The sequence below is a fragment of the Serratia liquefaciens ATCC 27592 genome, from assembly GCF_000422085.1.
GTDB lineage: Bacteria > Pseudomonadota > Gammaproteobacteria > Enterobacterales > Enterobacteriaceae > Serratia > Serratia liquefaciens.
Genome location: NC_021741.1, coordinates 868,153 through 893,828, shown reverse-complemented (window position 1 = coordinate 893,828; position 25,676 = coordinate 868,153). Strand labels below are relative to the sequence as shown.

The window sequence follows — 25,676 nt, the reverse complement described above, 5'->3', positions numbered from 1 at the left end:
CGGTTCAAACTAAAAGGGGCTGCATGCAGCCCCCTATCACCTCATTCAAACTTATATCGGGTCGAGCATGGCCCCAACCATTACGCTGACCTTTCGGCCATCAGGCGGGCACCGCCACCAGTTCGCCGAGCGCCGTCTCCAGCGCTTCTTCCCGCAACGCACGCAGTAAAAACGCCTGCAGGTCACGCCCGTAGTCTTCGATCCCATCGCAGGCAAACTGCTGCACGTAAACATCGATATCCAGGTGCAGATCGCCAGCATCGGTGCGCCCGCGGAAGGTCAGGTTAGCGCCGTCGCCAGATCCTCCTGCCAGTACCCGTCGCGTACAGGTGCAGCCGCTGAAACCGGCGGGATCAAACGGCTGGACGTTGATAAACGGCGAGATAAACAAACGAGAGGCCGGCGTCACACCGCGATCTGCGGCAATGTGCCGCAGACGGTAACCTGCGTGGCTGCGCAGCTCACGCAGCATCTTCGCCATGCCCGACAGAAAATGGCCCAAAGTCTCTTCCGCACGCAGCGATACCAAAAGCGGCAGCGTATTGACCGCCAGCGCCGGCGTATTGGTGGCCTGGCTGCTGCGGCGGTTCATCACCGGCATCCACATGGTGCGCGAATCGCCCTTATCATGCGGCAACGGCGGCAAGGTAAAGAACAGCCAGGCGGCGGACAGGGAAAGCAACAGATCGGGCCAACCGATACCACTACGTTCCGACAGCCAACGCAACCGCTGCGGGATCTCCTCCGGCAACGGCGTGCTGGTACTCAGGGATTTCACGCCATATTCCCTGCCGCCTTTGCGCACCGTTGGCAAGGTCTGCGACGGTGGCAAATACCGCTGCCAAAAATACCGGTCTTTAGCGCAGCGTTCAGAAGCCGCATAGGCCAGTTCATGGTGCTGAAAAGCACGAATTTCGCCCAATGCGTGCCCTGCCGCGCTGTCGTCGAGGAAATGCGCATACAGCGCGGCACAACGATGTTCAACCAACGCCATGCCAAAGCCATCAATCACAATATGATGGGCGCGCATGTACCAAATAAAACGCGAAGGCCCCAGCCTGATCAACCACACCGCGGCCACCGGCTGGCTGCATAGATCCAGTGGTTGATCGACATCCGCCTGCATCAGCCGCATCGCGGTCTGGTAGGGATCGGGCTGTGCCTGAAGATCTAGGCGATTAAGTTGCGGTATTGCCTGGGGATCGTAACGTTGCTGCGGCAAGCTCTCGCCAGTGCCGCCGCGAAAACGCAATGCAAACGCCTGCGTTTCCGCCATCGTCTGAGTGATAGCCCGACACAGCGCCTCTTCATCTACCGCGCCGCGTAGTTCGGTGACGTGAGCGACGGTGGAAAAAGGCTGTCCGGGGTGCAAGGTAAATTCGTCCCAGAAGTCTAACTGCGCCGGTGTCAGCGGCAGCCATTCAGTAGCCAAAACAGTTTCCGACATGTTACCTACCTTTGATAAGCCATAAACAAATGTTGAAACAACGGAAGCGAAAACCCCGCTGCCGCCGATAACGGCCAAAAGCGGGGTAAATGGCGGACACGGTTGGATGACCAGCCCAAGGGCTGCCCGGCGTGATCCTTATTATTGTGTTGTGGTTGGCGTGCTTGACCTCCCTGGCGCACGTAAAGCGAGACGGCGCAGCCACCTTTTCCAAGGCCAGGGCAACGCACTGAAGATGTTTCGGTTTGGTTACAAATGAAAATGATAATAACACTTATTATCATTTTCATGAATATAGAACAACCTGTTCATGCTGCAAACTTAATTGACGGGGAGAGTGCGCTTGAGGAATGACCGAGGGTTAAGTGACGGAGGATGAGGGCTACAAACCAACAAAACAGAAACCTTCTGGGGCGGTAAAAACAAGTACCGCCCCGGTCTAACGGCATGCACCTGCCATTATTGGTAAATTACCGCTACGCCGTGCAGTTTATTGCCTCCGCTGGCGGAAATAATGCGGTATGAACTGGCCCCAGCCTGATCGGCTTTCTTCGCCAATTGCTTTTCCAGACCTGAGAGCGTCAGTGCTCCGCTGGCGGAGACCACGCCGAGTTTAGTCAGCCCCTGCTCGGAACTGACGCTGTTGGCCGCAAAGCTGCTGGTGGACACCACCGCCAGGATAAACGCCGCCATGACATATTTAATCGCTTTCATATAACCACCTCATTAGATTGACCAGACCAGGTTCTGCCTGGTGAGGTGATTCTAAGTGGGGGTTGCTGACCCCAAAGTGACTCGTCGATAACATTTTTGTCAGACAACCGAAAAACCGGGGTTATTTACCTAAGCATACAATTTCATCGGCTATCTTGACGCCCGACCGTTCTGCGACCGTCGAACAATCGTCATTCCTCAGTTCCCATATTCGCGATCAATCACTTATATTTAAATTGAGGGCTGCCTGAATGCCACCGCGGCGGCAGTGTCCTCAATCAACCTGAGGGAGCCATCCATTTTATGCGTTTAAAACAAAGCACTGCGGGTCTGTTGTTGGCAGGAACCGGCCTGTTGACGACGGGCAACGCACTGGCCGCCACGGATACCCTGGTCTACTGCACCGTAGCCTCGCCCGAATCTTTCAACCCGCAGCTTTCCAGCTCCGGCACCACCTTTATCGCCACCTCGCAGGTGCTGTACAACCGCCTGCTGACGCTGCGTGAAAGCGATAAAACCCCGGCGCCCTCACTGGCGACCGAGTGGACCATCAGTCCGGATGGCAAAACCTACACCTTTACGCTGCGCAAGGGCGTGAAATTCAACAGCAACAAATACTTCACCCCGACGCGCGACTTCAACGCCGAGGACGTGGTGTTCACCGTGATGCGTCAAAAGGACCCCAATCATCCGTATCACAAGGTGTCCGGCGGCAACTACGAGTACTTCACCGACACCGGGCTGGACAAGCTGATCACCAAAGTGGAGGCGGTGGATAACGACCACGTGCGCTTTACGCTGAGCCAGCCTAACGCCGCGTTCCTCGCCGACTGGACGATGGACTTCGCCTCGATCCTTTCCGCCGAATATGCCGATGCCATGCTGAAAAAAGGCACCCCGGAATATGTCGATAACTGGCCGATCGGCACCGGTCCGTTTGCGCTGCAGCAGTACAAACAGGACTCGCTGATCCGCTACATCGCCAACCCGCATTACTGGCAGGGCGAAGTGGCCAGCAAACACCTGATTTTCTCCATTACGCCAAACCCGGAAACCCGGCTGGCCAAGCTGAAAACCAACGAGTGTCAGATTATCCCTGCCCCGCTGGCGGAGCAGTTTGACGCCATCAAGAGCGACAAAAACCTGCAGTTGCACAACATCGACGGCCTGAACGTCGGCTATCTGGCGTTCAACACCCAGAAGAAGCCGTTCGACAACGTGTTGGTACGCCAGGCTCTGAGCTATGCGGTGGACAAAAAGGCCATCGTTGCGGCGGTATTCAAAGACAGCGGCACGCCGGCCTATTCGATACTGCCGCCGGGCATGCTGGGCTATAACGACAAACTGCCCGAATACGCTTACAACCCGGAAAAAGCGCGTGAACTGCTCAAGCAGGCCGGGCTGGAGAAAGGGTTTGAGACCGACATCTGGTCGATGCCGGTAGCCCGCCCTTACAACCCGAATTCACGCCGCATCGCTCAGATGATCCAAAACGACTGGGCGAAAGTGGGCGTAAAAGCCAAAATCGTCACCTGGGAATGGGGCCAGTATCTGGCCGGGTTGCGCAAAGGGGAACAGCAGAGCGCGCTGTATGGCTGGATGTCGGATAACGGCGACCCGGACAACTTCGCTACCCTGCTCAACTGCGCCGGCGTGCAAACCGGTGCCAACGCGGCACGCTGGTGCGACAGCAGCTACGACAAGCTGATCCAGCAGGCGATTAAGGTTAGCGTCCCGGCCGAACGTGCCAAGCTTTATCAGCAGGCACAGGTGATTTTTGCCCAGCAGGCTCCGCTGCTGCCGCTGGCTAACGGCAAGGTGTTCTACGCCACCCGCAGCAACGTCAGCGGCTATGTGGTTGACGTTAACGGCAGCGACTTTGCCAAGGCCAAGATCAACTGAGTGAAAGTGTGGCACCCGCGTTGGGTGCCACACCGGCATTCCGCCGGATGAAATTCTCATCCGGCGCTTTCCTCTCCTGTAACATTTGGTTACTCTCATCAACACTGTGATTTAACATCAAAAGGTAACCCGGTGCAGAACTCTTATATGCCGATGCAGATCCGTCTGCACTGGCTGGTGGCGATCCTGCTGGTCGTGACCTGCACGACGATTGAGCTGAGAGGGCTTGCCGTACCGGGCACCCCGGTGTGGTACGTGCTGGTGGTGACCCATTTCAGTTGCGGAGTGACGGTATTTGTTCTGATGATCGCCCGCTTGTTTCTACGCTGGCGCCACACCAGCCCCGCTATCGAGCCGAAACCGGCAAAATGGCAAACTGGCGTAGCCCATCTGGTACACAGCCTAATTTACCTGCTGCTGCTGACGTTGCCGATTCTGGGCGTCTATTCCCGCTATTTGGGGGGGAAAGAGTGGTTTTTATTCGGCTTGCCGATGCCCTTCGCCGAGATTGCCGACCGGCCGCAGGCGCGGACGATTATCGGCTGGCATAAGACGCTGGCGGCTTTCGGCTATTGGCTGATCGGGCTGCATGCCGCCGCAGCGCTGTTCCATCACTATATCGTTAAGGACAATGCGCTGGTGCGTATGCTGCCTTGGTTGAATCGGCGTTAGGTTCGCTGCCCTGTTATGCACCCACCCGCAGCTCACTTTTCTTGCGCTGGTGTGGGTATCACGTATGGAAAAAGGCATCACTCAGGCCAACCTGACCGAAGCGCTGGGACGCCCGCAGTCGTTTATCGCCAAGGTTGAAAACGGCGAGCGCAAGCTGGATGTGGTGGAGTTTGCTGTGATTACCCGGTTGCTTGGGGTTGATGCTGGAGCGGTTATTGAGCGAATTGGCGGGCGATTTCATTCTCTGTAATCGAACCTACGATTTTTGCATTACGAATGCGCTTATCAGTACATATCGGGCGCGATGAGCAAATTAGACACTCCATAGCTATAGCTATTGAAGAGAGCCACCGGTCCGGTACATTCCCTGCCTTATAGTTGAACGCCCCCTGATAGCTTTGGCAGCGAAGAACGAGTTATCCAGGTGTATCTGTTTAAGGAGGAACTAATATCTCATTCATCATCGAGGACAAGAGTTTTGGATATTGCAAGATCCTTGGCACACAGAGCTTCTCATGCACGAAGTTGTGCTAACCATGTGGCAAACAGGTTAGGAATTGAGCTTTTGATAAAAGTTGAGGAAGATTCTGGGGCAAGTTTGGTATCACCACAAACCGAAGAAGAACTGATGAAAACGTTCTATTATATGGAAAACCTTTAATATTGGGCCGCTATGATCGAGGAGCAGACGTAAATTTCTCATTGGCACACAACTCACAACAGAGGTATGTTATTAACAAGGAAAAGTGATATTTAACGATTCATTTAATTATTATCAGTTAGGTTTAAAAAGGAGTTTTTGTGGCTTTATATAACATTTCCAACAAAACATTGACACCTTTAGAGAGAACTACGTTTTCTATTGAAGGATTGCAAGAGCGTTATGATTTGCAAGAGGCAATTAAAAATAACATCACCATATTGGCACCTGATTGTCTTGTCATCGCCGAAGAATTCTCTGATTGGGAAGATAGTCGCCGAAGGATTGACATATTAGCTATTGATAAACAGGCAAACCTTGTAGTAATAGAGTTAAAGCGTGACGAGATTGGTGCTCATATGGAGCTCCAAGCATTGAGATATGCGGCGATGATATCTACTATGAGTTTTTCTAAGGCATGTGAATATTATCAGGCCTATCTTCATAAAAACAATATTGATATCGATGCTAAAGAAAAAATACTAGACTTTGTTGAACTTCAAGATACAGAGCTTGTCGACTTTGGAAAAGATATAAGAGTCATATTGGCATCGGCTGGATTTAGTAAGGAACTTACTACTACGGCAATCTGGCTAAGGGATAAAGGCGTTGATATTAGCTGCGTAAAAATAACACCTTATAATTTCAAAGGTGAAGTTCTAATCAATGCAGAGCAGATAATACCGGTCCCCGAACTGAACGAATACCAAGTTAGATTTAGAGAGAAGCGTATAGAGCAGATTGCCAGCTCTAAAAAATCAGAGAGGGATTATTCAAGTTATAGATACAAAGGACTTGTCCTAAACAAAAGAAATCTTGCATTAGAAATTTTTACTGATTGGATAGAAAAGAATAATCCTGCTAACTTCGATGAGCTGAGAAAAAAATTATTTGGCGTCATAAAAAACCGTACGATAGCTCTAGCTGAATGTATTAGTGATGAGAGAAAAAATCGATACCACATGAATGACGATGATCTGATTGAGCTCGAATCAGGTGAAGTAATAGTAATATCCAACCAATGGGGTATAGGTAACATTGAACGAGTTTTGGACTTTTTTAGCAAAGATGGATTTGTTGTCGAAAAAGTTGAGGTTGAATAGAAATAATACCTTTTTTATTTTTAATATAAAACATCTGAGAGATGCTCTACCCAACATTTATTAACACACCATAGTGTTAATAACGTCCGCTCCTGGCACAGAACCGACTGTCAGAATAATTTCTTTGGGCCTGCAACAATGCCAGTTCTGGTATGAACCAGCATACAAAAAGGGCGCAGCATGCTGCGCCCCTACATGAAATCTCAACGCCGTACTAAACGTTAACTGCGAACCAAATCGTCGCCGTAGCCGATCCACTTGTAGGTGGTCAGAGCGTCCAGGCCCATTGGACCGCGGGCATGCAGTTTCTGCGTGCTGACCGCCACTTCTGCACCCAGACCGAACTGGCCGCCGTCGGTGAAGCGGGTGCTGGCATTCACATACACCGCGCTGGAGTCCACCGCACGCACAAAGTGCTCGGCGCTGCTCAGTGAACGGGTGAGGATCGCGTCGGAATGGCTGGTGCCGTGGGTACGGATATGGTCGATGGCCTGATCGATATCGTCCACCAGCGCCACGTTCAGATCCAACGACAGCCATTCGTCGTCATAATCTTCTGCCGCCACCGCCACCACCGTTGCCGGGCCGTCTTGCAACAGCGACATGGCATTCTCCGCCGCGTGCAGGGTAACCCCCACCGCCGCCATTCTGGCACTCAGCGCCGGCAGGAACTCTGCGGCGATGTTGCGGTTCACCAGCAGCGTTTCCAGCGAGTTACAGGCGCTTGGGCGCTGAATTTTGGCGTTCTCTATCACCGTCAGCGCCTTGTCGAAATCAACGCTGTCATCAACGTAGGTGTGGCAAACGCCGATACCGCCAGTGATCACCGGGATGGTCGACTGTTCACGACACAGCTTGTGCAGGCCCGCGCCACCGCGTGGGATCAGCATATCGACGTAGCGATCCAGGCGCAGCAGTTCATTCACCAACGCGCGATCCGGGCTGTCGATAGCCTGTACCGCCGCCGCCGGTAGGCCGCACTGTTCCAGCGCCTGCTGGATCACTTTCACCGTCGCCTGATTGGTATGGTGGGTTTCTTTACCGCCACGCAGGATCACCGCGTTGCCGGTTTTCAGGCACAGGCTGGCAACGTCGATGGTGACGTTTGGCCGTGCTTCATAAATCACGCCAATCACGCCCAACGGCACGCGACGGCGTTCCAGTTTCAGCCCGCTGTCCAGCAGGCTACCGTCCAACACGTGGCCGACCGGGTCGTTTAAACGACACACCTGGCGCACATCGTTGGCGATCGCCGCCAGTCGCGCCGGGGTCAGTAGCAGGCGATCGAGCAGCGCTTCGCTCATCCCGCTGGCGCGTGCCTGCGTCATATCCTGCTCGTTAGCCTGCAAAATCACTTCGCTTTCGGCTTCCAGCCGGTCGGCGATGACCGACAACACCTGGTTTTTCTTCGCCGTGCTCAGCACCGCCAGTTGCCAGGAAGCCTGTTTGGCGGCTCTCCCCATTTGCTCTAGCATGCTCACTCCTTAACTGACTATCATATCGTCGCGGTGCACTGCCACCGGGCCGTATTCATAACCGAGAATTTCGCTGATTTCCTGCGAGTGATGACCGGCAATCATGCGCATCGCGTCGCTGTTATAGCGGCTGACGCCGTGGGCCAAATCGCGCCCCGCCAGGTTACGGATGCGGATCACTTCACCACGGGAGAAATCGCCTTTCACTTCGCGAATGCCCTTCGGCAGCAGCGAACTGCCGCGCGCCATAATCGCATCGACCGCGCCGTCGTCGACGGTAATCTCACCCGCTGGCGGTGCGCCAAAGATCCAGCGTTTGCGGTTTTCCAACGGGGTTTCCAGCGCGTGGAAACGCGTGCCCACCGGTTTACCTTCAATAACGTCCGCCACCACGCCCGGCTTGCTGCCAGCGGCAATGATCACGTCGATGCCGGCGCGACAAGCCACGTCGGCAGCTTGCAGCTTGGTGCCCATGCCGCCGGTGCCCAGGCCGGAAACGCTGTCGCCAGCGATGGCCCGCAGCGCATCGTCGATGCCGTGCACTTCACGGATCAGTTCCGCCTGCGGGTTATTACGTGGATCGGCGGTGTACAAGCCTTGCTGATCGGTCAGCAACAGCAACTTGTCGGCCCCGGCCAGGATCGCCGCCAGCGCAGACAGGTTGTCGTTGTCGCCCACCTTGATTTCTGCGGTCGCTACCGCGTCGTTCTCATTGATTACCGGCACGATACGGTTGTCCAGCAGCGCGGTCATGGTGTCACGCGCGTTGAGGAAGCGTTCACGGTCTTCCAGATCGGCGCGCGTCAGCAACATCTGCCCGACGTGGATGCCGTAAATGGAAAACAGTTGCTCCCACAGTTGAATCAGCCGGCTCTGCCCGACCGCCGCCAGCAGCTGCTTGGAGGCGATGGTGGCGGGGAGTTCGGGGTAACCCAAATGTTCGCGCCCGGCGGCAATCGCGCCGGAGGTGACGATAACGATGCGGTGACCCGCTGCATGCTGTTGTGCGCACTGGCGTACCAGTTCGACAATGTGAGCACGGTTAAGACGCAGCGATCCGCCGGTCAACACGCTGGTGCCCAATTTCACAACCAGTGTCTGGCTGCCGTTCATAGTATTTCTGCCGTGTAATTTATCCGTCATCTTTCAAGCTGCAGCGTTGTTGGCTACTCGCAATCCCCCCAGTCACTTACCTTGGTAAGCTCCTGCGGATTCCTGCACTTGCCGCCTAGCTGCAACTCGAAAGCTATAGGATATGATGAGAATAAGAGTGCAAAGGACTTTGTAGCAGGAGAGACGCGTTATGCCAACAGGCACAACGCGAAATCAGCAGAATACTTGTGGTCTAACGGGGTCAGGCGGAAAGTTTAATCAGTTTCTCTTTGAAATTCTCGGCCGGTTCAAGCGTCAGTTCCATGGTGGTCAGCAGCTCGCCCAGACGACGGTGGAAATCACGCAGGGTGGTTTCCAACTTGGTTTTCACTTCAGCATCTTTAATCTTTTCCGGCGTCCAGTGCCCATCTTTATCAAACAGGCCAAATTGATAGGCGTAGGTGAAACGCGTATCTTCGGCATGCAGTTCGATCCACCAACCCCAGAACTCGCGCTTCTCTGGAGCGGGCTTAACATTGACGCACACGGCTAAACAATCAAAGAAAAAACGGTCGTTCTCACACTGCCCTTCACGCAGGTACGGCCCCAAGCTGGCGAAACGTTTCATTAGTCGGCTTTTAGGGTGACCACTCGGTAACGTCATTCTTTAACCTCCTCAATGTAGACCACTCTTTTTAACAAACTGTTAAAATTTAGCAACTAATTAACGCATTTTATCTTTCATCCAGTGGGTCATTTGCAGCAACGCCTTGTGGAAACTGCTGTAGACAGGGGCGCGCGGTATGGCGATCAGTTTGCCGTCCAGCGAGGATGATGCGATCAGTTGCGCTTCTTCTTTCGGGCTGAGCGGATCCTGATCCCAGTAACCGGCCAGCATTGGCGTCGGGCAACGGCGGCCCAACAGCCCTTGGGTTTTCAGCGAATAACTGTTCAGCTCCACCTTCAGCACGTTATCCGACGCGTTGGCCATCCCCATCCGGCTGGCCAGCACATCCATGTACATGTCCGGCACATGCTGTTGCGTTTTGCTGTCGCACAGCAGGCGATGCACCACCGGCCCCAGACAAGCCACGCCACGCAGCCGCTGTGGCTCCAGATAGGCCAGACGTACCGCCACGTTGGCACCAAAACGGAAGCCAAACGCGGTGACGCGCTGATGATCGACCCACGGCACCGAGGCCAGCTGGATCAGCACCTGCTGATGCAGGAAGCTGGAATCTTGCGTCAGCTTCCACTTGTATGAGGAGCCGATGGAGGGCATATCGATGGTCAGCATGGCGATGCCGTGCGGTGCCAGATAATCGCGGAACAGGCGGTGATAGTCAGTTTGCAGCGTGTCCAGGCTGCCGCACATCAACACCGTCGGGAACGGGGCCTCACCCTTGTCCGGCAGGTGCAGGAAGCCATTGATGCTGCTGCCGCCCTCAATGCGAAACTCCAGCTCTTTCAACTGATAAGGCAGCAACAGCGCGGCTTCTTCGTAAGCCCGACAGGAGAGCGCTTCGGCCTGCTCGGCCAGTTCGTCCCCTTTCAGGTGCGGGTAGCCGGCGATGCTGTAAAAATTGGCGGCGTTGAGCCAGTGCTGACCGCCGATCAAAGGATCCTGCTGTTCCAACGCGCTCTGTTGCCAGCGCATGCCCTGGTGAACCCATTCGTAAATCCAGTTGCCGTTACGGTAACCGACCACGGTATCCAGCCATTTGTCGTTGGTGTGCTCCACATCGGCGACTGCGATGCGCGCCAGCACTTCGTTGATTTCGATCGGATCAACGCCGCGCCAGGCCCACAACAGCGGGTTAAGCATGCGATACCAGTTGCTGACGGTGTTGCCTTCCAGCGTGGAATGCAAATCGGCGCTGACTTTGTTGCGCGCGCGCGCATCACCAGCGTCGAGGTCTCAGGATGTTTAAATGAGGGTTTGAACAGAATTTCAGAAAGGTTGGCTTGTGCCATGGTAACAACAGCCTCCGTAAATCTGGCTATAGGCCGCAAACAGCCTAATCAACTGGAGGTAGTGTACCTAACTCTGGGGCGATAAACCAAAATAACGAAAACGCCCGGCGAAACCGGGCGTTTTAATGGAACAGCCTGTCGAACTTAACGACCGCCGATCGGTGGTACGAAGGTCACCGCCATATCCCATGGCTGTTCGATCCAGGTATCTTGTGGGATATCAACCACATAATCGTCCACCAGCGGGCGACCTGCTGGCTTGGCGAAGATGGTGACGAAATGCGCTTTCGGGTACATCTCGCGGATGGCTTTTGCAGTACCACCGGTATCCACCAGATCGTCGATGACGATAAAGCCTTCACCGTCGCCTTCAGCGCGCTTGAGCACTTTCATTTCGCGTTGGTTGTCATGGTCATAGCTGGAAATGCACACGGTATCCACATAACGAATGCTTAGCTCACGCGCCAGCAGAGAAGCCGGTACCAGACCGCCGCGGCTTACGGCGATAATGCCCTTCCATTGGTCAGCAGGCAGCAGGCGGTGAGCCAGTTTGCGCGCTTGCATTTGCAGCATGTCCCAGGTAACAACGTATTTTTCGCTCATAGAATGGTGTCCCAGCCAGCCAGCGTGTGGCTTATTCAGTAATCAGGGGAAAAAAGGTTGCGCGAGATTATAGAGACTGGGCGCGCCGAATACCAGTTGTACCGTGGAAATCATAAGTATTTCCTCTGGTGATTGATGCTGAAAAAATGAACTGCAGCGCAGCAAACTAGTGTGATCAAGCGCTTAAACAGCACAATTCGGGACGGGCACCGCCCGGTAGAAAGTGATATTCTCTGGAGATCGTGCCAAAACCGCACAGATGCCCCTAACCCTAACCGAGCGGTATTCCCGCTATGCCGTGAATGCCGTTACAGGAGACTTATTGTGTCTGAATTGTCTCAACTTTCGCCACAGCCGCTGTGGGATATTTTTGCCAAAATCTGCTCTATTCCACACCCTTCTTATCATGAAGAAGCGCTGGCGCAGCACATCCTCGAATGGGCCAAAGAGAAAAACCTGCACGCCGAGCGTGACCAGGTAGGCAATATCCTGCTGCGCAAGCCAGCCACCAAAGGCATGGAAAACCGCAAGCCGGTTGCCCTGCAGGCGCACCTGGACATGGTGCCGCAGAAGAATAACGACACCGTGCACGACTTCACCAAGGATCCGATTCAGCCGTATATCGACGGTGAGTGGATCAAAGCGCGCGGCACCACGCTGGGCGCCGACAACGGCATCGGCATGGCCTCCGCGCTGGCTGTGCTGGCAGACGACAGCGTCGAGCACGGTCCGCTGGAAGTGCTGCTGACCATGACCGAAGAAGCCGGCATGGACGGTGCATTCGGGCTGCAGGCTAACTGGCTGCAGGCCGATATCCTGATCAACACCGATTCCGAAGAAGAAGGCGAGATCTACATGGGTTGCGCCGGCGGTATTGATTTCATCACCACCCTGCCGCTGCAGCGTGAAGCCGTACCGGCCGGTTACCAGACCCTGAAGCTGACGATCAAAGGCCTGAAAGGCGGCCACTCCGGCGCGGATATTCACGTCGGTCTGGGCAACGCCAACAAACTGCTGGCGCGCTTCCTGTTCGATAATGCCGCGGCGTTGAATCTGCGCGTACTGGACCTGAACGGCGGCACCCTGCGCAACGCCATCCCGCGTGAAGCTTCTGCCGTGGTTGCCGTACCGGCAGCTAAGGCCGATGAGCTCAAAGCACTGAGCCAGGCGTTCCTGGCCACCCTGCAAAATGAGCTGTCCGCTAAAGAGAAGAACATCACCGTTCTGCTGGAGCCAACCACCAGCACGTCTCAGGCCATGACCGCAGACAGCCAACAGCGTTTCCTGGCACTGCTCAACGGCACGCCAAACGGTGTGATCCGCATGAGCGACGCGGTGAAAGGCGTGGTGGAAACCTCACTGAACGTGGGCGTAGTGACCACCAGCGACAGCGAAGCAGAAATCATCTGCCTGATCCGTTCGTTGATCGACAGCGGTAAAGATTACGTGGTCGGCATGCTGACCGCGCTGGGCCAGTTGGCCAATGCCAAAGTGGCCCCGAAAGGCGGCTACCCTGGCTGGCAACCGGACGCTGACTCACCGGTCATGCATTTGGTACGCGAGATCTATCAGGATCTGTTCAACAAGACGCCAAACATCATGGTGATCCACGCGGGGCTGGAATGCGGCCTGTTTAAAAAGCCGTACCCGAATATGGATATGGTGTCGATTGGGCCGACCATCACCGGGCCGCACTCGCCGGATGAGCAGGTGCATATCGAAAGCGTGGGCCTGTACTGGAAACTGCTGACGGCACTGCTGAAGGCTATCCCAGAGCGCGCGTAATTTGCCGGGTTCGGTGTACTGAACCCTAAAAAATACCGTGCTGTGCAAGCAAGGGCGCAATATTGCATTGCGCCCTTGCTATTCCCACGGCAGCAACAGCTGGCGCTCTAGCTGCGGATCCAGCAGCGTCACGTGCAAGCCTACCAGCCGCACCCCACGCCCTTCGCGCCTTTCGCTCCATGCCTGACGCGCTACATTGATCAAATCCTCTTTATTCAGTACTGGCCAAACGTGTTCCTGGGTTGTTTGCTGGAAATCCTGAAACTTCAGCTTTACGCCTTGGCGGGCGATATGCAGATCCGGTTTTACCTTGCGCAAGCGCATTTCCAGTTCCGGATACAGTTTGTCGACGATCAGCGCTTCGCACTCTTCCCAGGCATGAATGTCCTCCGCCAGCGTGCGTTCTACCCCCACCGACTTGCGCAGCCGCTCTGGCGAAACCTCCCGCAGATCGATGCCCTGACAGCGTTCCCAAAGAACGCGGCCAAATTTGCCAAAGCGCTTTAACAACGCTGCCAGATCGTACTGCTGCACGTCGGCGCAGGTGATCAACCCCACTTCTTCCAACCGTTTGGCGGTCACTTTTCCCACGCCCGGGATTTTACTCAACGGCAGTTGCTGTAAAAACGCGGGAACCTGCGCCGGGGTAATGACGTATTGGCCGTTCGGCTTATTCAGCTCCGAGGCGATTTTGGCGAGGAATTTGATGGGCGCGACACCGGCAGACGCGGTGAGGTTCAGTTCATCGGCTATCGCCTGGCGGATTTGTTCGGCGATCAGCGTCGCCGAGCCGTTGCACTGGCTGCAGTCAGTGACGTCCAGATAGGCTTCATCCAGAGACAGCGGTTCGATCAACGGGGTGTAGCGGGCAAAAATTTCACGGATATGCAGCGAGGCTTCCTTGTACGCCGCCATGCGGCCGGGCAGCAGCTTAAGGTGCGGGCAAAGCTTGAGCGCCATCGCCGTCGACATGGCACTGTGTACGCCATAGCGACGTGCAGGATAGTTGGCGGTGCTGATCACCCCACGCCGGTCGGCGCTGCCACCAATCGCCAACGGAATATCGCGCAGGCTGGGATCGTCGCGCATTTCTACCGCCGCGAAGAAGCAGTCCATATCGACATGAATGATTTTACGCATCGCCCCTCCAATAATACTGTATAAGTATACAGCCAATAATGGAAAGCTCAAGCCTCGGCAAAACTCGGATCAGCTCGGATAAAACAGGGTTTCACCCAATTATCTTCGACTTGTTAAAAAAGCGTAATTTTTGAATAGTACGCTGTGGCAAATTAATCGCCTCAGTTATTGATAACAATAAACCTTGCACAGGAAGGTGCCCTACATGAAAGCATTATCGGTCTATTTATTCGCTTCAGCATTATCCCTGATATCCCTTGCCGCGAGCGCAGCCCCTGCCATTATTGCGCACCGCGGTGGCACTGCCGACGCACCTGAAAACACTCGCGTCGCAATTGAAACCGCACTGAAAAACGGCGCCGACGCCATTTGGATCACGCTGCAGGAATCCAAAGACGGCGTCATCGTGCTATACCGTCCTTCAGACCTGAAAGCGCTGACCAACCAACAGGGCCTGGTCTCCGCTTACACCGCCGAACAACTGGCGAAAGTTGACGCCGGCTGGTCATTCGCCAAAGGGGAAACGCACCCGTTCCGGGGGAAAGGCATTGGCATTCCTCGACTGGATGAGATACTAAACGACTTCCCCAAGGTCAATTTCTATCTGGACATCAAGTCACCGGATGCCAATCCGGCCCAGTTCGGTAAAACCTTGCTGGCAACCCTGGAAAAAACCGACAGCCTGAACCGCACTCGCGTCTACTCCACCGATGCCAAATATTTGCAGGCGCTACCGCCGGCTATCAAGCGTTTCGAAACCCGCGATGAAACCCGCGACCTGCTGGCGAATATCAGCCTGTCACACCTGTGCGAACTGAAGCCGGATAACCAGAAGCCACGCTGGTACGGGTTGGAACTGAAACGGGAAGTGGAAGTGGTGGAGAAATTTACCCTGGGCGAGGGGCGCTCCAAGGCGTTTCTGACCTGGGATAAAGAATCGATCGACTGCTTCCGTTCGCAAGGCCCAGCGCACATCATTCTGTTTGGTATTAACACCCCGGCAGACTACCAGCAGGCGCTGGCGCTTGGGGTAGACGGGGTGATGGTCAACTCACCGGCCGATGCGAAAAACTTTCGCCAGGCCAAATAACCGATAAAAAAAGGGGCGCTGCATGCGCCCCTTGTAGTCAGATAATCCGATGCTTTTCCAAGTCAGATAATCCGGTGCTTTTCCAACTGCTGCTGGCGCAACGCCTCTTTCTCCAGGCGTTTTTTCCGCGCATCGCAAGGTTCCGGACAGTCGCAGACCTTATCCATCCCCAGCGCCGTAATGCCGCCGCAGCTGCCCTGCAGGCTTTTACGTTTAAACACGTAGCCCAGGGACATACCGCCGACAATCAGCAGAAACAACACGAAGGTGGCGACAAATACCGTCAACATAGCGACCTCACGAGTGCTTGTTCAAATAGGGTTTAAACGCCTCAGAGTAGCGCTCTTCAAAACCGGTGGCAGTTTTCACAATCATGAACACCGGGATCCCCATCAGGTTCGCCAATGCCATGCCGCGTTCCGGCCCCAGTACGTTTAATCCGGTCGACAAACCGTCTGCCGCCATGCAGGTTGGGCTCAACACCGTGACCGACACCAGGTGGTGATGGATCGGCCGGCCGGTGATCGGATCTATAGTATGCGAATACCGCACGCCATCCTGTTCGAAATAGTTACGGTAATCCCCCGAGGTAGCTATCGACATCTCACCGGGTTGGATCACCAATTGCGCTTTCTGCTCCATGCCGGCGGTCGGCCGCTCAATGGCGATACGCCACGGTTTATTCTCACCGTTGTGGCCGCGAGTGCGCACCTCGCCGCCAATATCGACCATGTAATTTTTCACCTGCTGCGACTGCAGGTACTGGGCAATCACATCCACCCCGTAACCCTTGGCAATCGAGGAAAGATCGACATACAGCTCCGGAATGCGTTTGACCAACGCGTTGCCCTGTACCGACAGCTTGTCGATGCCAGTCCAGGCGCGGCGCTGCTCCAGTGCGGCGGCGCTCGGCACCTTGTCCGGCCGCCCTTCAGGCCCGAAGCCCCACAGGTTAACCAACGGCCCGACGGTCACGTCCAGCGCGCCGTCAGTAACGCGGTTGATACGCAGCGCCTCCAGCACCACTTCTGCCGTCGCGGCCGACACCGGGAAGGGTTTATCCACTGCGCGACTGGCGTTGAAGCGGCTCAGTTCCGAGCCAGGACGATAGGTGGACATTTGGTCGTTCACCAACTCCAACCGTTTGTCGATCTCCGCCTGTATCTTGGCGGCGGACGGCGTATCGTCGCCGGTGACGTAGCGGATCGAATAGGAGGTCCCCATGGTTTTACCATCGAGATTCACCTGCTCCGGCCCGCAACCGGTCAATAACAGGGTGGCGCTCAGCACCACCGTCGTCATCCAGCCCTTCATTGCCCCTACGCGCATTTAGCCACCAAAGTCATCCAGCATGATATTTTCGTCTTCGACGCCCAGATCTTTCAGCATCTTGATCACCGCGGCGTTCATCATTGGCGGACCGCACATGTAGAATTCGCAGTCTTCCGGCGCCGGGTGGTTGCGCAGATAGTTTTCCAACAGAACATTATGGATAAAGCCGGTGTAACCCGTCCAGTTATCCTCTGGCTGCGGATCGGAAAGCGCCACGTGCCAGGTAAAGTTTTCATTCTCTTCCTGCAACCGATTGAAATCGTCCTCGTAGAACATCTCACGCAGCGAACGCGCGCCGTACCAGAAGGTGATTTTGCGCTTGGACTTCAGGCGATTGAGCTGGTCAAAGATGTGTGAACGCATCGGTGCCATGCCGGCACCACCGCCGATAAAGATCATTTCGGCGTCGGTATCCTTGGCAAAGAACTCGCCGAACGGCCCGGAGATGGTCACCTTGTCACCGGCCTTCAGCGACCAGATATAGGAAGACATAATGCCCGGCGGCACGTCAGGATCGCGCGGCGGTGGCGTAGCGATACGCACGTTGAGCATGATAATGCCCTTTTCATCCGGATAGTTCGCCATGGAATAGGCGCGCACCGTGGTGTCATTCACCACTGAGCGATAGCAGAACAGGTTGAATTTGTCCCAGTCGCCGCGGTACTCCTCCGGCACATCGAAATCGGCATAGCTGATGTCGTGCACCGGCGCCTCGATCTGAATAAAACCACCGGCACGGAACGGCACATCTTCACCGTCAGGAATTTTCAGCTTCAGCTCTTTGATAAAGGTGGCTTTGTTATCGTTGGAGATAACTTCGCACTCCCACTTCTTCACGCCAAAGATTTCTTCCGGCAGCTCGATTTTCAGGTTTTGCTTCACGTTCACCTGACAGGCCAGGCGGCAACCCTCTTTCGCTTCACGCTTGTTGATGTGCGACAGTTCAGTCGGCAGGATATCGCCGCCGCCCTCTTTGATCACCACCCGACATTGCCCGCAGGAACCGCCGCCGCCACAGGCGGACGAAACGAAGATCCCCTGGCTGGAGAGCATATTCAGCAGCTTGTCGCCCGCCGGAGCGGTAAAGCTTTTGTCCAAATCGCCATTCACTTCCACCGCAATATCGCCGGTGTTCACCAGCTTCGATTTGGCGAACAAGATCAGCAGTACCAGCACCATAACGATGGCGGTAAACATCGCGACGCCTAAAATAATTTCCATAAATTCTTCCCGCCTTTACAACTGAACACCGGAGAAGGACATAAAGCCCAACGCCATCAGCCCGGTGGTGATAAAGGTAATGCCCAGGCCGCGCAACCCTGCGGGGACATTGGCATACTTGAGTTTTTCGCGGATCCCCGCCATCGCGACTATCGCCAACATCCAGCCCGTGCCGGAACCGAAGCCGTACACCACCGATTCGGCGAAGTTGTAGTCACGTTGCACCATGAAGGACACACCGCCGAAGATGGCGCAGTTCACGGTGATCAGCGGCAGGAAAATGCCGAGTGCGTTGTACAGCGAGGGGAAGAAGCGATCGAGGATCATCTCCAGAATCTGCACCAGCGCAGCAATCACGCCGATAAAGGTGATGAAGTTGAGGAAGCTCAGATCAACGCCTTCCACCAGCGCGCCATCACGCAGGATCAGGTTGTAGACCAGGTTGTTCACCGGCACGGAGATACCGAGCACCAGGGTAACCGCAATCCCCAAACCAAAGGCGGTCGAGACCTTCTTCGATACCGCCAGGAAGGTACACATCCCCAGGAAGAACGCCAACGCCATGTTCTCTACGAACACTGCGCGTACAAACAGGCTGATATAATGTTCCATCGGCCATTACTCCTTTTCGATCTGCGCTGGTTTCAGGGTGCGGAGCGCCCAGATCAGCAGGCCGATGATAAAGAACGCGCTCGGTGCCAACAGGAACAAACCGTTTGGCTGATACCAACCGCCGTTCTGTACCGTTTCCAGCACCGGGATGCCGAACAGCTTGCCGGAACCGAACAGCTCACGCAGGAAGCCAACCAGCACCAGGATCACCCCGTACCCCAGCCCATTGCCGATACCGTCCATGAAACTCTCGATGGGCGGCGACTTCATGGCATAGGCTTCGGCGCGCCCCATCACGATACAGTTGGTGATGATCAGGCCAACGAACACCGACAGCTGTTTGGAAATCTCGAACGCATAGGCGCGCAGCAGCTGATCGACCACGATCACCAGCGAGGCGATAATCGCCATCTGCACGATAATGCGCACGCTGTTCGGAATATGGTGACGGATCAACGAAATAAAGAAGCTGGAAAACGCCGTAACCAGCGTCACCGCGATGGTCATCACCACCGCCGTTTCCAGCTTGGTGGTCACCGCCAGCGCGGAGCAGACGCCCAACACCTGTAGGGCAATCGGGTTGTTGTCGAACAGAGGCCCTAAAAGGACCCGTTTAATCTCTTTGGAATCAGCCATTTTTCAGCGCTCCTTCACGAACTTTTTTCAGGAACGGGCCAAAGCCGTGCTCGCCCAACCAGAAGTCAAAAGTATGCTGCACGCCGTTGGAGGTCAGCGTGGCGCCGGACAAGCCGTCCACCCCGTGTTCATCTCCCTGACGCGCTCCGCCTTTCACTACGCGGATCGCCGGTTGCCCGTTATCGTCAAACAGCTTTTTACCGACCCACTGCTGGCGCCAGCTGGCATTCTCAACCTCACCACCCAGACCCGGGGTTTCCCCTTGCTGGTAGTAAGTAATGCCTTTCACCGTGTTACCGTCATTATCCAGCGCAACAAAGGCGTACATCATTGACCACAGGCCCGTGCCGTAAACCGGCAGCACAATTTTGTTCACCGCGCCGCTGTCGTCACGCACCAGATAGATTTCCGCCTGGTTACTGCGGCGTTTGATGCCCGCCGGATCGTCAGCCGCCGGCAACGCCGCACTTTTGCTGTCATCACGCAATGCCGCAGCCAGATCGAACGCCGCTGCCTTGCCGGTAACAAACTCACCGCTGTTTAAATCCAGCAACCGGGGTTCGATGCGTTGGGTGAACAGCGTTTTGACCTGCTCGCCCTCCATTTTCGGTTGCAGCAGGCCGGCCACATCGAGGATATTGCGCTGCTTGTCGAGCAGCTTTTGTTCCTGCTGTTTGGACTTCAGACCGACGGCGGAACCCGCCACCACCACAGAACACACCAGGCACAACAGCAGTACCACCAGCAGCGTTTTACCGATGCTGTCGTTTTTAGATTCATTCGCCACGGGCTTTTCTCCGCTTGATGTTGGCCTGCACCACCAGATAATCGAACAGCGGCGCGAACAGGTTGGCGAACAGGATCGCCAGCATCATGCCTTCCGGATAGGCCGGATTGACCACCCGGATCAGCACGCACATCACGCCAATCAGGATGCCGTACCACCATTTCCCCTTATTGGTGAACGAGGCGGAAACCGGATCGGTGGCCATAAAGATCATGCCGAAGGCGAAACCACCTAACACCAGGTGCCAGTACCACGGCATGGCGAACAGCGGGTTAGTAGTAGAACCGATGGAATTAAACAGGAAGGCGGTAGCCATCATGCCCAGCATCACGCCGGCGACGATGCGCCAGGATGCCACACGACCGAACAGGATTATCGCCCCGCCAAGCAGGATCATCAGTGTGGAAACTTCGCCGACGGAGCCGGGAATGTTGCCGAGAAACGCGTCCATCCAGCTGATTGACTGGCCGGTAGCGACGTTGCTCAGACTGTGCGCCCCACCCGCGCTCCATTGCGCCAGCGGCGTTGCGCCGGAGAAACCGTCGGCGGAGGTCCACACCAGGTCACCGGAAATCTGCGCCGGATAAGCGAAGAACAGGAAAGCGCGCCCCGCCAATGCCGGGTTAAGGAAGTTGCGCCCGGTGCCGCCGAAAATTTCTTTCGCCACCACCACGCCGAAGGTAATCCCCAGCGCGGCCTGCCACAGCGGCAGCGTGGGCGGCACAATCAGCGCAAACAGAATCGAGGTAACAAAGAAACCTTCGTTAATCTCGTGCTTGCGAATGATAGCGAACAGCACTTCCCAAAATCCGCCGACCAGAAACACCACGGCGTATATCGGCAGGAAGTAGCAGGCACCCAGCACCATTTTGCTGACCCAGCCGGCGTCCGCCGCCAAAGAAGCCCCCAACCATTGCGCCAGCCGGTAGTGCCAGTCGCCCGCCAATACCTGTTGCAGCTGATCGCCGCTGTAGAGGTGATGCAGCGCCGGAATGGCCTGTTGGCCAACGTTGTACATACCCCAGAACATCGCCGGGAAAACGGCCAGCCATACCAGGATCATCATGCGTTTCAGATCGATGGCGTCGCGCACGTGCGAAGCGCCGCGTGTCACCAGACCCGGGGTGTAAAACACCGTCGTCGTGGCTTCAAACAGCGGGTACCACTTTTCCAGCTTGCCGCCCGGAGTGAAGTGATGCTCGATTTTGTCAAAAAAGTTCTTCAGGCCCATCGGTTATCCTTCCTGCTCAATCTTGGTCAGCACGTCGCGCAGCACCGGAGCGTATTCATACTTGCCGGGGCAGACGAAGGTGCAAAGCGCCAGATCTTCTTCATCCAGCTCCAGACAGCCCAGCGCCTGTGCACTGTCGCTGTCACCCGCCAGCAGGTCACGCAGCAGCAGCGTCGGCAGAATGTCCAGCGGCATCACCCGCTCATAGTTGCCGATCGGTACCATGGCGCGTTCGCCACCGTGGGTGGTGGTCGAGAAGGCGAACAGCTTGTTTTTCAGGAAATGGCCCAGCGTGGTGCGGGTGATAGAGAATTTATCCGGCGACGGCGCGATCCAGCCGAACAGCTGTTTATCACGCCCTTCTTCAAGCACGGAAACCTGCGAGTGGAAACGGCCAAGATAGGCGTTAGGGCCAGCGACGTGGGTGCCGCTCAGCACCGAGCCTGAAATCACCCGGTTTTCACCGGCTTTAAGACGGCCGGCGGTCAGTTCATCGAGGCTGGCCCCCAGGCGGGTACGCAGCAGCTGTGGCTGTTCCACCTGCGGGCCGGCCAGCGCCACCACCCGATCGGTATCGAGCTTGCCGGTAGTGAATAGCGTCCCTATAGCGATCACGTCCTGATAACCGATATGCCAGACGGTTTTTTTCAAACTGACCGGTTCGAGGAAGTGGATATGGGTCCCCACCAACCCGGCAGGATGTGGGCCGGCAAACTCGTTATAGGTCACCTGTGCATCCGGCTGCTTGCCCAGGTTCGCACCTGATGCGTGACAGACGTGGACTTTACCGTCGGTCAAGCGTGCCAATACCGCTAACCCGGCGTTAAATGCCGCCAGTTGTTCGGTAATGATCACCAACGGATCGGCAGCCAGCGGCTGGCTGTCCATGGCGGTAACGAAAATGGCACGCGGCGTCGTTCCCGGCACAGGAGTTTTGCTGAAAGGGCGGGTGCGCAACGCCGTCCACAAGCCGCTGGCGATCAGTTCGCTTTCGACCTGCTCGCGCGGCAACATGGCCAGTTCCGCCATCGGGTAATGGGCAAACTCCAGCTGTTCGTCACCGCCATTTTCGATGGCGATCACCACCGACTGCAAAACGCGCCGTTCACCACGGTTGATGGCTACGATGCGGCCGCTGGCTGGCGCAGTGAAGAATACGCCGGGGGTCTTTTTATCTTCGAACAGCGCCTGACCTTTCTTAACGCTATCGCCTTCCTGCACCAGCATGGACGGGCGCATTCCGACGTATTCTTCCCCAAGCAGGGCGACATGCTGAATGATTGGGCCGTCATGAATTGCCTGAACCGGTGTTCCGGCAATGGGCAGATCTAACCCTTTTCTGATTTTAATCATAAGATTTATACGATGTTGGTTAGTTTCACACGTCTTACCGGCCCCAGAGGCTGGTGCTGACGATGCCTGGATGATGAGACTGCATCAGCAGCCTCTGGGTTAAGCGCAACGGCATCACGCTCAACATGAAATCTTTCGCACTGACAAAATGGGGTCGCGAACATTCCGTTGATAACTCCTGGATCCATTTTTGCGCGCTAAAAACGCTGTTAATACTTTGTTGCCGCAGGGGTGATTCAATCCCCCCGAGAAGTAAGCTCAACACCTCATTCTGCGGACGTAACAGCAGATTAATTCGAGCCGGGATATTAACATTTTTCACAACATTTTTCTGCGCTGGGCAGTGACCTGAGTCAAGCAAACGCAATTAAATTTCCGCTGTTTTACTCCACCAATCGTTAAAATCTGCCTGTCGATTCACTTTTATCGAAGTTTGTAGTTTTTTTATACACATCGCATATTGCTAAAAAAGAACACGCTGGTAATCTGACGGAGTTTTAAGACCGTAAAACAATAATCAGTGGCATGTTGGCCATGTTTACATTGAGCCAGCAGATAAATATAAGCAGGAATAATAATGAGCAAAATCGCGTTGTTGTTTGCGATGCTTTTTTCTATGCCGATGATCACGGCCTGCAGCGCCAGCGAGCAGGTTCCCGAGGCGCCGGTGGTTAAGCAGCAATTAGTGGGTTCACCGGTTTATATTCAGATATTCAAAGAAGAACGCACGCTGGAGTTGTATGCAAAAATGGGCAATGAATTCCGCCTGGTGAACTCTTTCCCTATCTGCAATTTCTCCGGCGGCCTCGGCCCGAAACGTCGTGAAGGTGACTTTAAAAGTCCGGAAGGCTTTTATAGCGTCGACTCGCGCCATCTGAAACCCGACAGTAAGTATTATCGGGCAATAAATATCGGCTTCCCTAATGATTACGATAAATCACAGGGGTATTCCGGCGCTTATCTGATGATCCACGGTGAATGTAAATCGATTGGGTGTTACGCGATGACCAACACCTATATGGATGAGATTTATCGTTACGTCGAAGCCGCGTTCGCTTATGGTCAGAGCCGGATTGATATCAGTATCTACCCGTTCCGCATGACCGATCAAAACCTGAAGCGACACAGTTCGTCTAACTACATCGCTTTTTGGCGCCAGTTGAAGCCGGGTTATGACTACTTCGTCAAAAACCATCAACCGCCAATGGTGGGGGTATCCAACGGTCAGTACGTGCTGGGCCAACCGTTGATGAGCAGCAGCCAGATGACGCAGTATGCGTCAACCACGGCTCCCGCTGTCAGCACCAATCCCTTCGCTCAGGCCAAGCCGCTCACCGAAGTGAAATAACGCGAATTCGCCTGGTGCGATCTTGTGCCAGGTTTCATTCGCCGTCAGCGGTTGGGTGGCAATCACCGTGACCACATCGTTGGGTGTGGTCTGCTGCTGGAAATCAATCTCCACGTCCTGATCGAGTAACGTAGCTTTGCCGAATGGCGCACGACGCGTGATCCAATACAAATTGGTGGAACAGTACGCCATCACAAAGCGCCCGTCCGACAGCAGCATGTTGAATACCCCTTTCTGACGCAGTTGATCCGCCAACAGCGCGATATAGCGGAATACCGGCGGCCAACGGCTCGGGGTACGAGGGTATTTCAGGGAAAGCTGGTGCAGCAACCAGCAGAAAGCATATTCGCTGTCAGTCTGGCCGACCGGGCGGAAGTTGCCGGTTTCCAACTGGCGATAGCCTTTCAATTGGCCATTGTGCGCGTAGGTCCAGTTACGGCCCCACAGCTCACGGGTAAAAGGGTGGGTATTCTCCAGCGCCACTTCACCGCGATTAGCCTGGCGGATATGCGAAACCACCGCACAGGACTTAATCGGATATTCTTGCACCAGACGGGCGATCGGCGAGTCGAAACTCGGCTGGGGATCTTTAAACGTGCGGCAACCGTTCCCTTCATAGAAGGTAATGCCCCAACCATCTTTATGTGGCCCGGTACGGCCACCGCGCTGAACCAGCCCGGTAAAGCTAAAGCAAATATCGGTCGGTACGTTTGCGCTCATCCCGAGCAGTTCACACATCGCTTGCCACTCCTTAACCACCCTGACGCCGTCTATTGGAGCGCGCCAGGCGCACCCCAATACAATATTAGCGGGGGCTGTGCGCCCCCTAAAGCCGTTAAGCCTTAACCATCTCTTTTTCGATCAGCTGAATCAAGATGTGGATCGCTTTGATATGAATTTCCTGGATGCGATCGGCGTAACCGAAGTGCGGTACGCGGATTTCCACGTCTGCGGAACCGGCCATTTTGCCGCCGTCTTTGCCGGTTAGGGTGATCACTTTCATCCCTTTGGCACGCGCCGCTTCGATAGCTTTAATGATGTTGCCGGAGTTGCCTGAGGTGGAAATGCCCAGCAGTACGTCGCCTTCGCGGCCTACCGCTTCCACATAGCGCGAAAACACATACTCGTAGCCGAAGTCGTTGCTGACGCAAGACAGGTGGCTGACGTCGGAAATGGCAATCGCCGGATAGCCTGGGCGGTTTTCACGGTAGCGGCCGGTCAGCTCTTCGGCAAAGTGCATGGCGTCACAGTGGGAGCCACCGTTACCGCAGGAAATGACTTTCCCACCGGCTTTGAAGGAATCGGCCAGCAGCACTGCCGCGCGTTGAATGGCGTCGATATTGGCATCGTCATTGATAAATTTCGCCAGGGTATCGGCCGCTTCGTTCAGTTCACTGCGAATAAGGTCGTGGTACATGAGGAACCTCTTGTTATCGTCAATCTTCCGCCCCGCAGTGTA

At 55.3% G+C, this 25,676-nt stretch carries 25 protein-coding genes and 1 pseudogene; 7 read left to right on the top strand and 19 right to left on the bottom strand.

From position 1 onward, the window contains the following. Positions 1-100: 100 nt before the first annotated feature. Together M495_RS04120 and bhsA are read right to left on the bottom strand one after the other, a co-directional pair. The gene (locus M495_RS04120; protein ID WP_020825386.1) at positions 101-1,447 is read right to left on the bottom strand and encodes a condensation domain-containing protein; all 1,347 of its coding nucleotides are present in this window, start codon (positions 1,445-1,447) and stop codon (positions 101-103) included. A gap of 459 nt (positions 1,448-1,906) precedes the next feature. Further along, entirely contained in the window at positions 1,907-2,161 is a 255-nt protein-coding gene (gene bhsA, locus M495_RS04115; protein ID WP_020825385.1) for a multiple stress resistance protein BhsA, read from the bottom strand. A 303-nt stretch (positions 2,162-2,464) separates the two neighbouring features. Here bhsA and M495_RS04110 point away from each other — a divergent pair, with 303 nt between their 5' ends. The 4 genes from M495_RS04110 (at position 2,465) to M495_RS04095 (ending at position 6,538) form a co-directional block, all read left to right on the top strand. Continuing rightward, positions 2,465-4,063, top strand: coding sequence for an ABC transporter substrate-binding protein (locus M495_RS04110; protein ID WP_020825384.1), 1,599 nt, complete (start codon positions 2,465-2,467; stop codon positions 4,061-4,063). 147 nt (positions 4,064-4,210) lie between these two features. Then, a complete protein-coding gene (gene cybB / locus M495_RS04105) occupies positions 4,211-4,735 on the top strand; it encodes a cytochrome b561 (RefSeq protein WP_081667723.1) in 525 nt (174 codons plus the stop codon). A gap of 64 nt (positions 4,736-4,799) precedes the next feature. Beyond that, complete coding sequence (locus M495_RS04100) at positions 4,800-4,985, top strand: helix-turn-helix domain-containing protein (RefSeq protein ID WP_020825382.1); 186 nt, start codon at positions 4,800-4,802, stop codon at positions 4,983-4,985. 551 nt (positions 4,986-5,536) lie between these two features. Beyond that, entirely contained in the window at positions 5,537-6,538 is a 1,002-nt protein-coding gene (locus M495_RS04095; RefSeq protein WP_020825381.1) for a PDDEXK family nuclease, read from the top strand. Between the two features lie 221 nt (positions 6,539-6,759). On the opposite strand, the gene proA is transcribed toward M495_RS04095, so the two are convergent. The 5 genes and pseudogenes from proA to gpt all read right to left on the bottom strand — a co-directional run bounded on the left by proA (position 6,760) and on the right by gpt (position 11,682). Continuing rightward, positions 6,760-8,013, bottom strand: a complete 1,254-nt coding sequence (gene proA / locus M495_RS04090) for a glutamate-5-semialdehyde dehydrogenase (protein WP_020825380.1) — start codon at positions 8,011-8,013, stop codon at positions 6,760-6,762. 9 nt (positions 8,014-8,022) lie between these two features. Continuing rightward, positions 8,023-9,126, bottom strand: a complete 1,104-nt coding sequence (gene proB / locus M495_RS04085) for a glutamate 5-kinase (RefSeq protein WP_020825379.1) — start codon at positions 9,124-9,126, stop codon at positions 8,023-8,025. Between the two features lie 241 nt (positions 9,127-9,367). Then, positions 9,368-9,769 carry a sigma factor-binding protein Crl gene (crl, locus tag M495_RS04080; RefSeq protein ID WP_041414255.1) on the bottom strand — a complete coding sequence of 134 codons (402 nt, stop codon included), beginning with the start codon at positions 9,767-9,769 and terminating at the stop codon, positions 9,368-9,370. A 60-nt stretch (positions 9,770-9,829) separates the two neighbouring features. Then, positions 9,830-11,079 (bottom strand): annotated as a pseudogene (frsA, locus tag M495_RS04075) (esterase FrsA). 144 nt (positions 11,080-11,223) lie between these two features. Beyond that, positions 11,224-11,682: a xanthine phosphoribosyltransferase gene (gene gpt / locus M495_RS04070; RefSeq protein WP_020825376.1), complete on the bottom strand. Its 459-nt coding sequence runs from the start codon at positions 11,680-11,682 to the stop codon at positions 11,224-11,226. A gap of 324 nt (positions 11,683-12,006) precedes the next feature. On the opposite strand from gpt, the gene pepD reads away from it, so the two are divergent. Continuing rightward, positions 12,007-13,467: a beta-Ala-His dipeptidase gene (pepD, locus tag M495_RS04065; protein WP_020825375.1), complete on the top strand. Its 1,461-nt coding sequence runs from the start codon at positions 12,007-12,009 to the stop codon at positions 13,465-13,467. A 78-nt stretch (positions 13,468-13,545) separates the two neighbouring features. On the opposite strand, the gene dinB is transcribed toward pepD, so the two are convergent. Continuing rightward, a complete protein-coding gene (dinB, locus tag M495_RS04060) occupies positions 13,546-14,607 on the bottom strand; it encodes a DNA polymerase IV (RefSeq protein WP_020825374.1) in 1,062 nt (353 codons plus the stop codon). Between the two features lie 205 nt (positions 14,608-14,812). Between dinB and M495_RS04055 the strand changes: the two genes are divergently transcribed. Beyond that, the gene (locus M495_RS04055; RefSeq protein ID WP_020825373.1) at positions 14,813-15,697 is read left to right on the top strand and encodes a glycerophosphodiester phosphodiesterase family protein; all 885 of its coding nucleotides are present in this window, start codon (positions 14,813-14,815) and stop codon (positions 15,695-15,697) included. Between the two features lie 62 nt (positions 15,698-15,759). Here the strand turns inward: M495_RS04055 and nqrM are convergent, their stop codons facing one another. Genes nqrM through M495_RS25480 form a run of 9 tightly spaced genes read right to left on the bottom strand, consistent with a single transcriptional unit; the run spans position 15,760 to position 23,236 of the window. Next, on the bottom strand, positions 15,760-15,987 hold the full coding sequence (gene nqrM / locus M495_RS04050) for a (Na+)-NQR maturation NqrM (protein WP_020825372.1): 228 nt from the start codon (positions 15,985-15,987) through the stop codon (positions 15,760-15,762). Positions 15,988-15,994: 7 nt separating this feature from the next. Continuing rightward, positions 15,995-17,026 (bottom strand): FAD:protein FMN transferase, encoded by a 1,032-nt coding sequence (locus M495_RS04045; RefSeq protein ID WP_041414253.1) that lies wholly within the window; start codon positions 17,024-17,026, stop codon positions 15,995-15,997. Beyond that, the gene (gene nqrF / locus M495_RS04040) at positions 17,027-18,250 is read right to left on the bottom strand and encodes an NADH:ubiquinone reductase (Na(+)-transporting) subunit F (protein ID WP_020825370.1); all 1,224 of its coding nucleotides are present in this window, start codon (positions 18,248-18,250) and stop codon (positions 17,027-17,029) included. A 15-nt stretch (positions 18,251-18,265) separates the two neighbouring features. After that, positions 18,266-18,862, bottom strand: coding sequence for an NADH:ubiquinone reductase (Na(+)-transporting) subunit E (gene nqrE, locus M495_RS04035; RefSeq protein WP_012005400.1), 597 nt, complete (start codon positions 18,860-18,862; stop codon positions 18,266-18,268). A 6-nt stretch (positions 18,863-18,868) separates the two neighbouring features. Further along, positions 18,869-19,498 (bottom strand): NADH:ubiquinone reductase (Na(+)-transporting) subunit D, encoded by a 630-nt coding sequence (locus M495_RS04030; RefSeq protein WP_020825369.1) that lies wholly within the window; start codon positions 19,496-19,498, stop codon positions 18,869-18,871. Further along, positions 19,491-20,285, bottom strand: a complete 795-nt coding sequence (locus tag M495_RS04025) for a Na(+)-translocating NADH-quinone reductase subunit C (protein ID WP_020825368.1) — start codon at positions 20,283-20,285, stop codon at positions 19,491-19,493. Before M495_RS04025 ends, M495_RS04030 begins: the two co-directional genes overlap by 8 nt. Next, a complete protein-coding gene (locus M495_RS04020) occupies positions 20,275-21,516 on the bottom strand; it encodes an NADH:ubiquinone reductase (Na(+)-transporting) subunit B (RefSeq protein WP_020825367.1) in 1,242 nt (413 codons plus the stop codon). The genes M495_RS04025 and M495_RS04020 overlap by 11 nt, the downstream gene beginning before the upstream one ends. 3 nt (positions 21,517-21,519) lie before the next feature. Beyond that, positions 21,520-22,869: a Na(+)-translocating NADH-quinone reductase subunit A gene (locus tag M495_RS04015; RefSeq protein ID WP_020825366.1), complete on the bottom strand. Its 1,350-nt coding sequence runs from the start codon at positions 22,867-22,869 to the stop codon at positions 21,520-21,522. Positions 22,870-22,903: 34 nt separating this feature from the next. After that, the gene (locus tag M495_RS25480; protein WP_130016277.1) at positions 22,904-23,236 is read right to left on the bottom strand and encodes a hypothetical protein; all 333 of its coding nucleotides are present in this window, start codon (positions 23,234-23,236) and stop codon (positions 22,904-22,906) included. Between the two features lie 210 nt (positions 23,237-23,446). Here M495_RS25480 and dpaA point away from each other — a divergent pair, with 210 nt between their 5' ends. Continuing rightward, positions 23,447-24,217, top strand: coding sequence for a peptidoglycan meso-diaminopimelic acid protein amidase (dpaA, locus tag M495_RS04010; protein ID WP_020825365.1), 771 nt, complete (start codon positions 23,447-23,449; stop codon positions 24,215-24,217). On the opposite strand, the gene M495_RS04005 is transcribed toward dpaA, so the two are convergent. Together M495_RS04005 and lpcA are read right to left on the bottom strand one after the other, a co-directional pair. After that, the gene (locus M495_RS04005; RefSeq protein ID WP_020825364.1) at positions 24,149-24,955 is read right to left on the bottom strand and encodes a class II glutamine amidotransferase; all 807 of its coding nucleotides are present in this window, start codon (positions 24,953-24,955) and stop codon (positions 24,149-24,151) included. The genes dpaA and M495_RS04005 overlap by 69 nt on opposite strands. A gap of 97 nt (positions 24,956-25,052) precedes the next feature. Next, a complete protein-coding gene (gene lpcA, locus M495_RS04000; protein ID WP_004949058.1) occupies positions 25,053-25,634 on the bottom strand; it encodes a D-sedoheptulose 7-phosphate isomerase in 582 nt (193 codons plus the stop codon). Between the last annotated feature and the right edge of the window lie 42 nt (positions 25,635-25,676).

Excerpts from the sequence above, each read along its gene's own strand:
- M495_RS04120 (WP_020825386.1), bottom strand. The coding sequence starts at position 1,447 with ATGTCGGAAACTGTTTTGGCTACTGAATGGCTGCCGCTGACACCGGCG.
- bhsA (WP_020825385.1), bottom strand. The coding sequence starts at position 2,161 with ATGAAAGCGATTAAATATGTCATGGCGGCGTTTATCCTGGCGGTGGTG.
- M495_RS04110 (WP_020825384.1), top strand. The coding sequence starts at position 2,465 with ATGCGTTTAAAACAAAGCACTGCGGGTCTGTTGTTGGCAGGAACCGGC.
- cybB (WP_081667723.1), top strand. The coding sequence starts at position 4,211 with ATGCCGATGCAGATCCGTCTGCACTGGCTGGTGGCGATCCTGCTGGTC.
- M495_RS04100 (WP_020825382.1), top strand. The coding sequence starts at position 4,800 with ATGGAAAAAGGCATCACTCAGGCCAACCTGACCGAAGCGCTGGGACGC.
- proA (WP_020825380.1), bottom strand. The coding sequence starts at position 8,013 with ATGCTAGAGCAAATGGGGAGAGCCGCCAAACAGGCTTCCTGGCAACTG.
- proB (WP_020825379.1), bottom strand. The coding sequence starts at position 9,126 with ATGAACGGCAGCCAGACACTGGTTGTGAAATTGGGCACCAGCGTGTTG.
- crl (WP_041414255.1), bottom strand. The coding sequence starts at position 9,769 with ATGACGTTACCGAGTGGTCACCCTAAAAGCCGACTAATGAAACGTTTC.
- gpt (WP_020825376.1), bottom strand. The coding sequence starts at position 11,682 with ATGAGCGAAAAATACGTTGTTACCTGGGACATGCTGCAAATGCAAGCG.
- dinB (WP_020825374.1), bottom strand. The coding sequence starts at position 14,607 with ATGCGTAAAATCATTCATGTCGATATGGACTGCTTCTTCGCGGCGGTA.
- M495_RS04055 (WP_020825373.1), top strand. The coding sequence starts at position 14,813 with ATGAAAGCATTATCGGTCTATTTATTCGCTTCAGCATTATCCCTGATA.
- nqrM (WP_020825372.1), bottom strand. The coding sequence starts at position 15,987 with ATGTTGACGGTATTTGTCGCCACCTTCGTGTTGTTTCTGCTGATTGTC.
- M495_RS04045 (WP_041414253.1), bottom strand. The coding sequence starts at position 17,026 with ATGCGCGTAGGGGCAATGAAGGGCTGGATGACGACGGTGGTGCTGAGC.
- nqrF (WP_020825370.1), bottom strand. The coding sequence starts at position 18,250 with ATGGAAATTATTTTAGGCGTCGCGATGTTTACCGCCATCGTTATGGTG.
- nqrE (WP_012005400.1), bottom strand. The coding sequence starts at position 18,862 with ATGGAACATTATATCAGCCTGTTTGTACGCGCAGTGTTCGTAGAGAAC.
- M495_RS04030 (WP_020825369.1), bottom strand. The coding sequence starts at position 19,498 with ATGGCTGATTCCAAAGAGATTAAACGGGTCCTTTTAGGGCCTCTGTTC.
- M495_RS04020 (WP_020825367.1), bottom strand. The coding sequence starts at position 21,516 with ATGGGCCTGAAGAACTTTTTTGACAAAATCGAGCATCACTTCACTCCG.
- M495_RS04015 (WP_020825366.1), bottom strand. The coding sequence starts at position 22,869 with ATGATTAAAATCAGAAAAGGGTTAGATCTGCCCATTGCCGGAACACCG.
- dpaA (WP_020825365.1), top strand. The coding sequence starts at position 23,447 with ATGAGCAAAATCGCGTTGTTGTTTGCGATGCTTTTTTCTATGCCGATG.
- M495_RS04005 (WP_020825364.1), bottom strand. The coding sequence starts at position 24,955 with ATGTGTGAACTGCTCGGGATGAGCGCAAACGTACCGACCGATATTTGC.
- lpcA (WP_004949058.1), bottom strand. The coding sequence starts at position 25,634 with ATGTACCACGACCTTATTCGCAGTGAACTGAACGAAGCGGCCGATACC.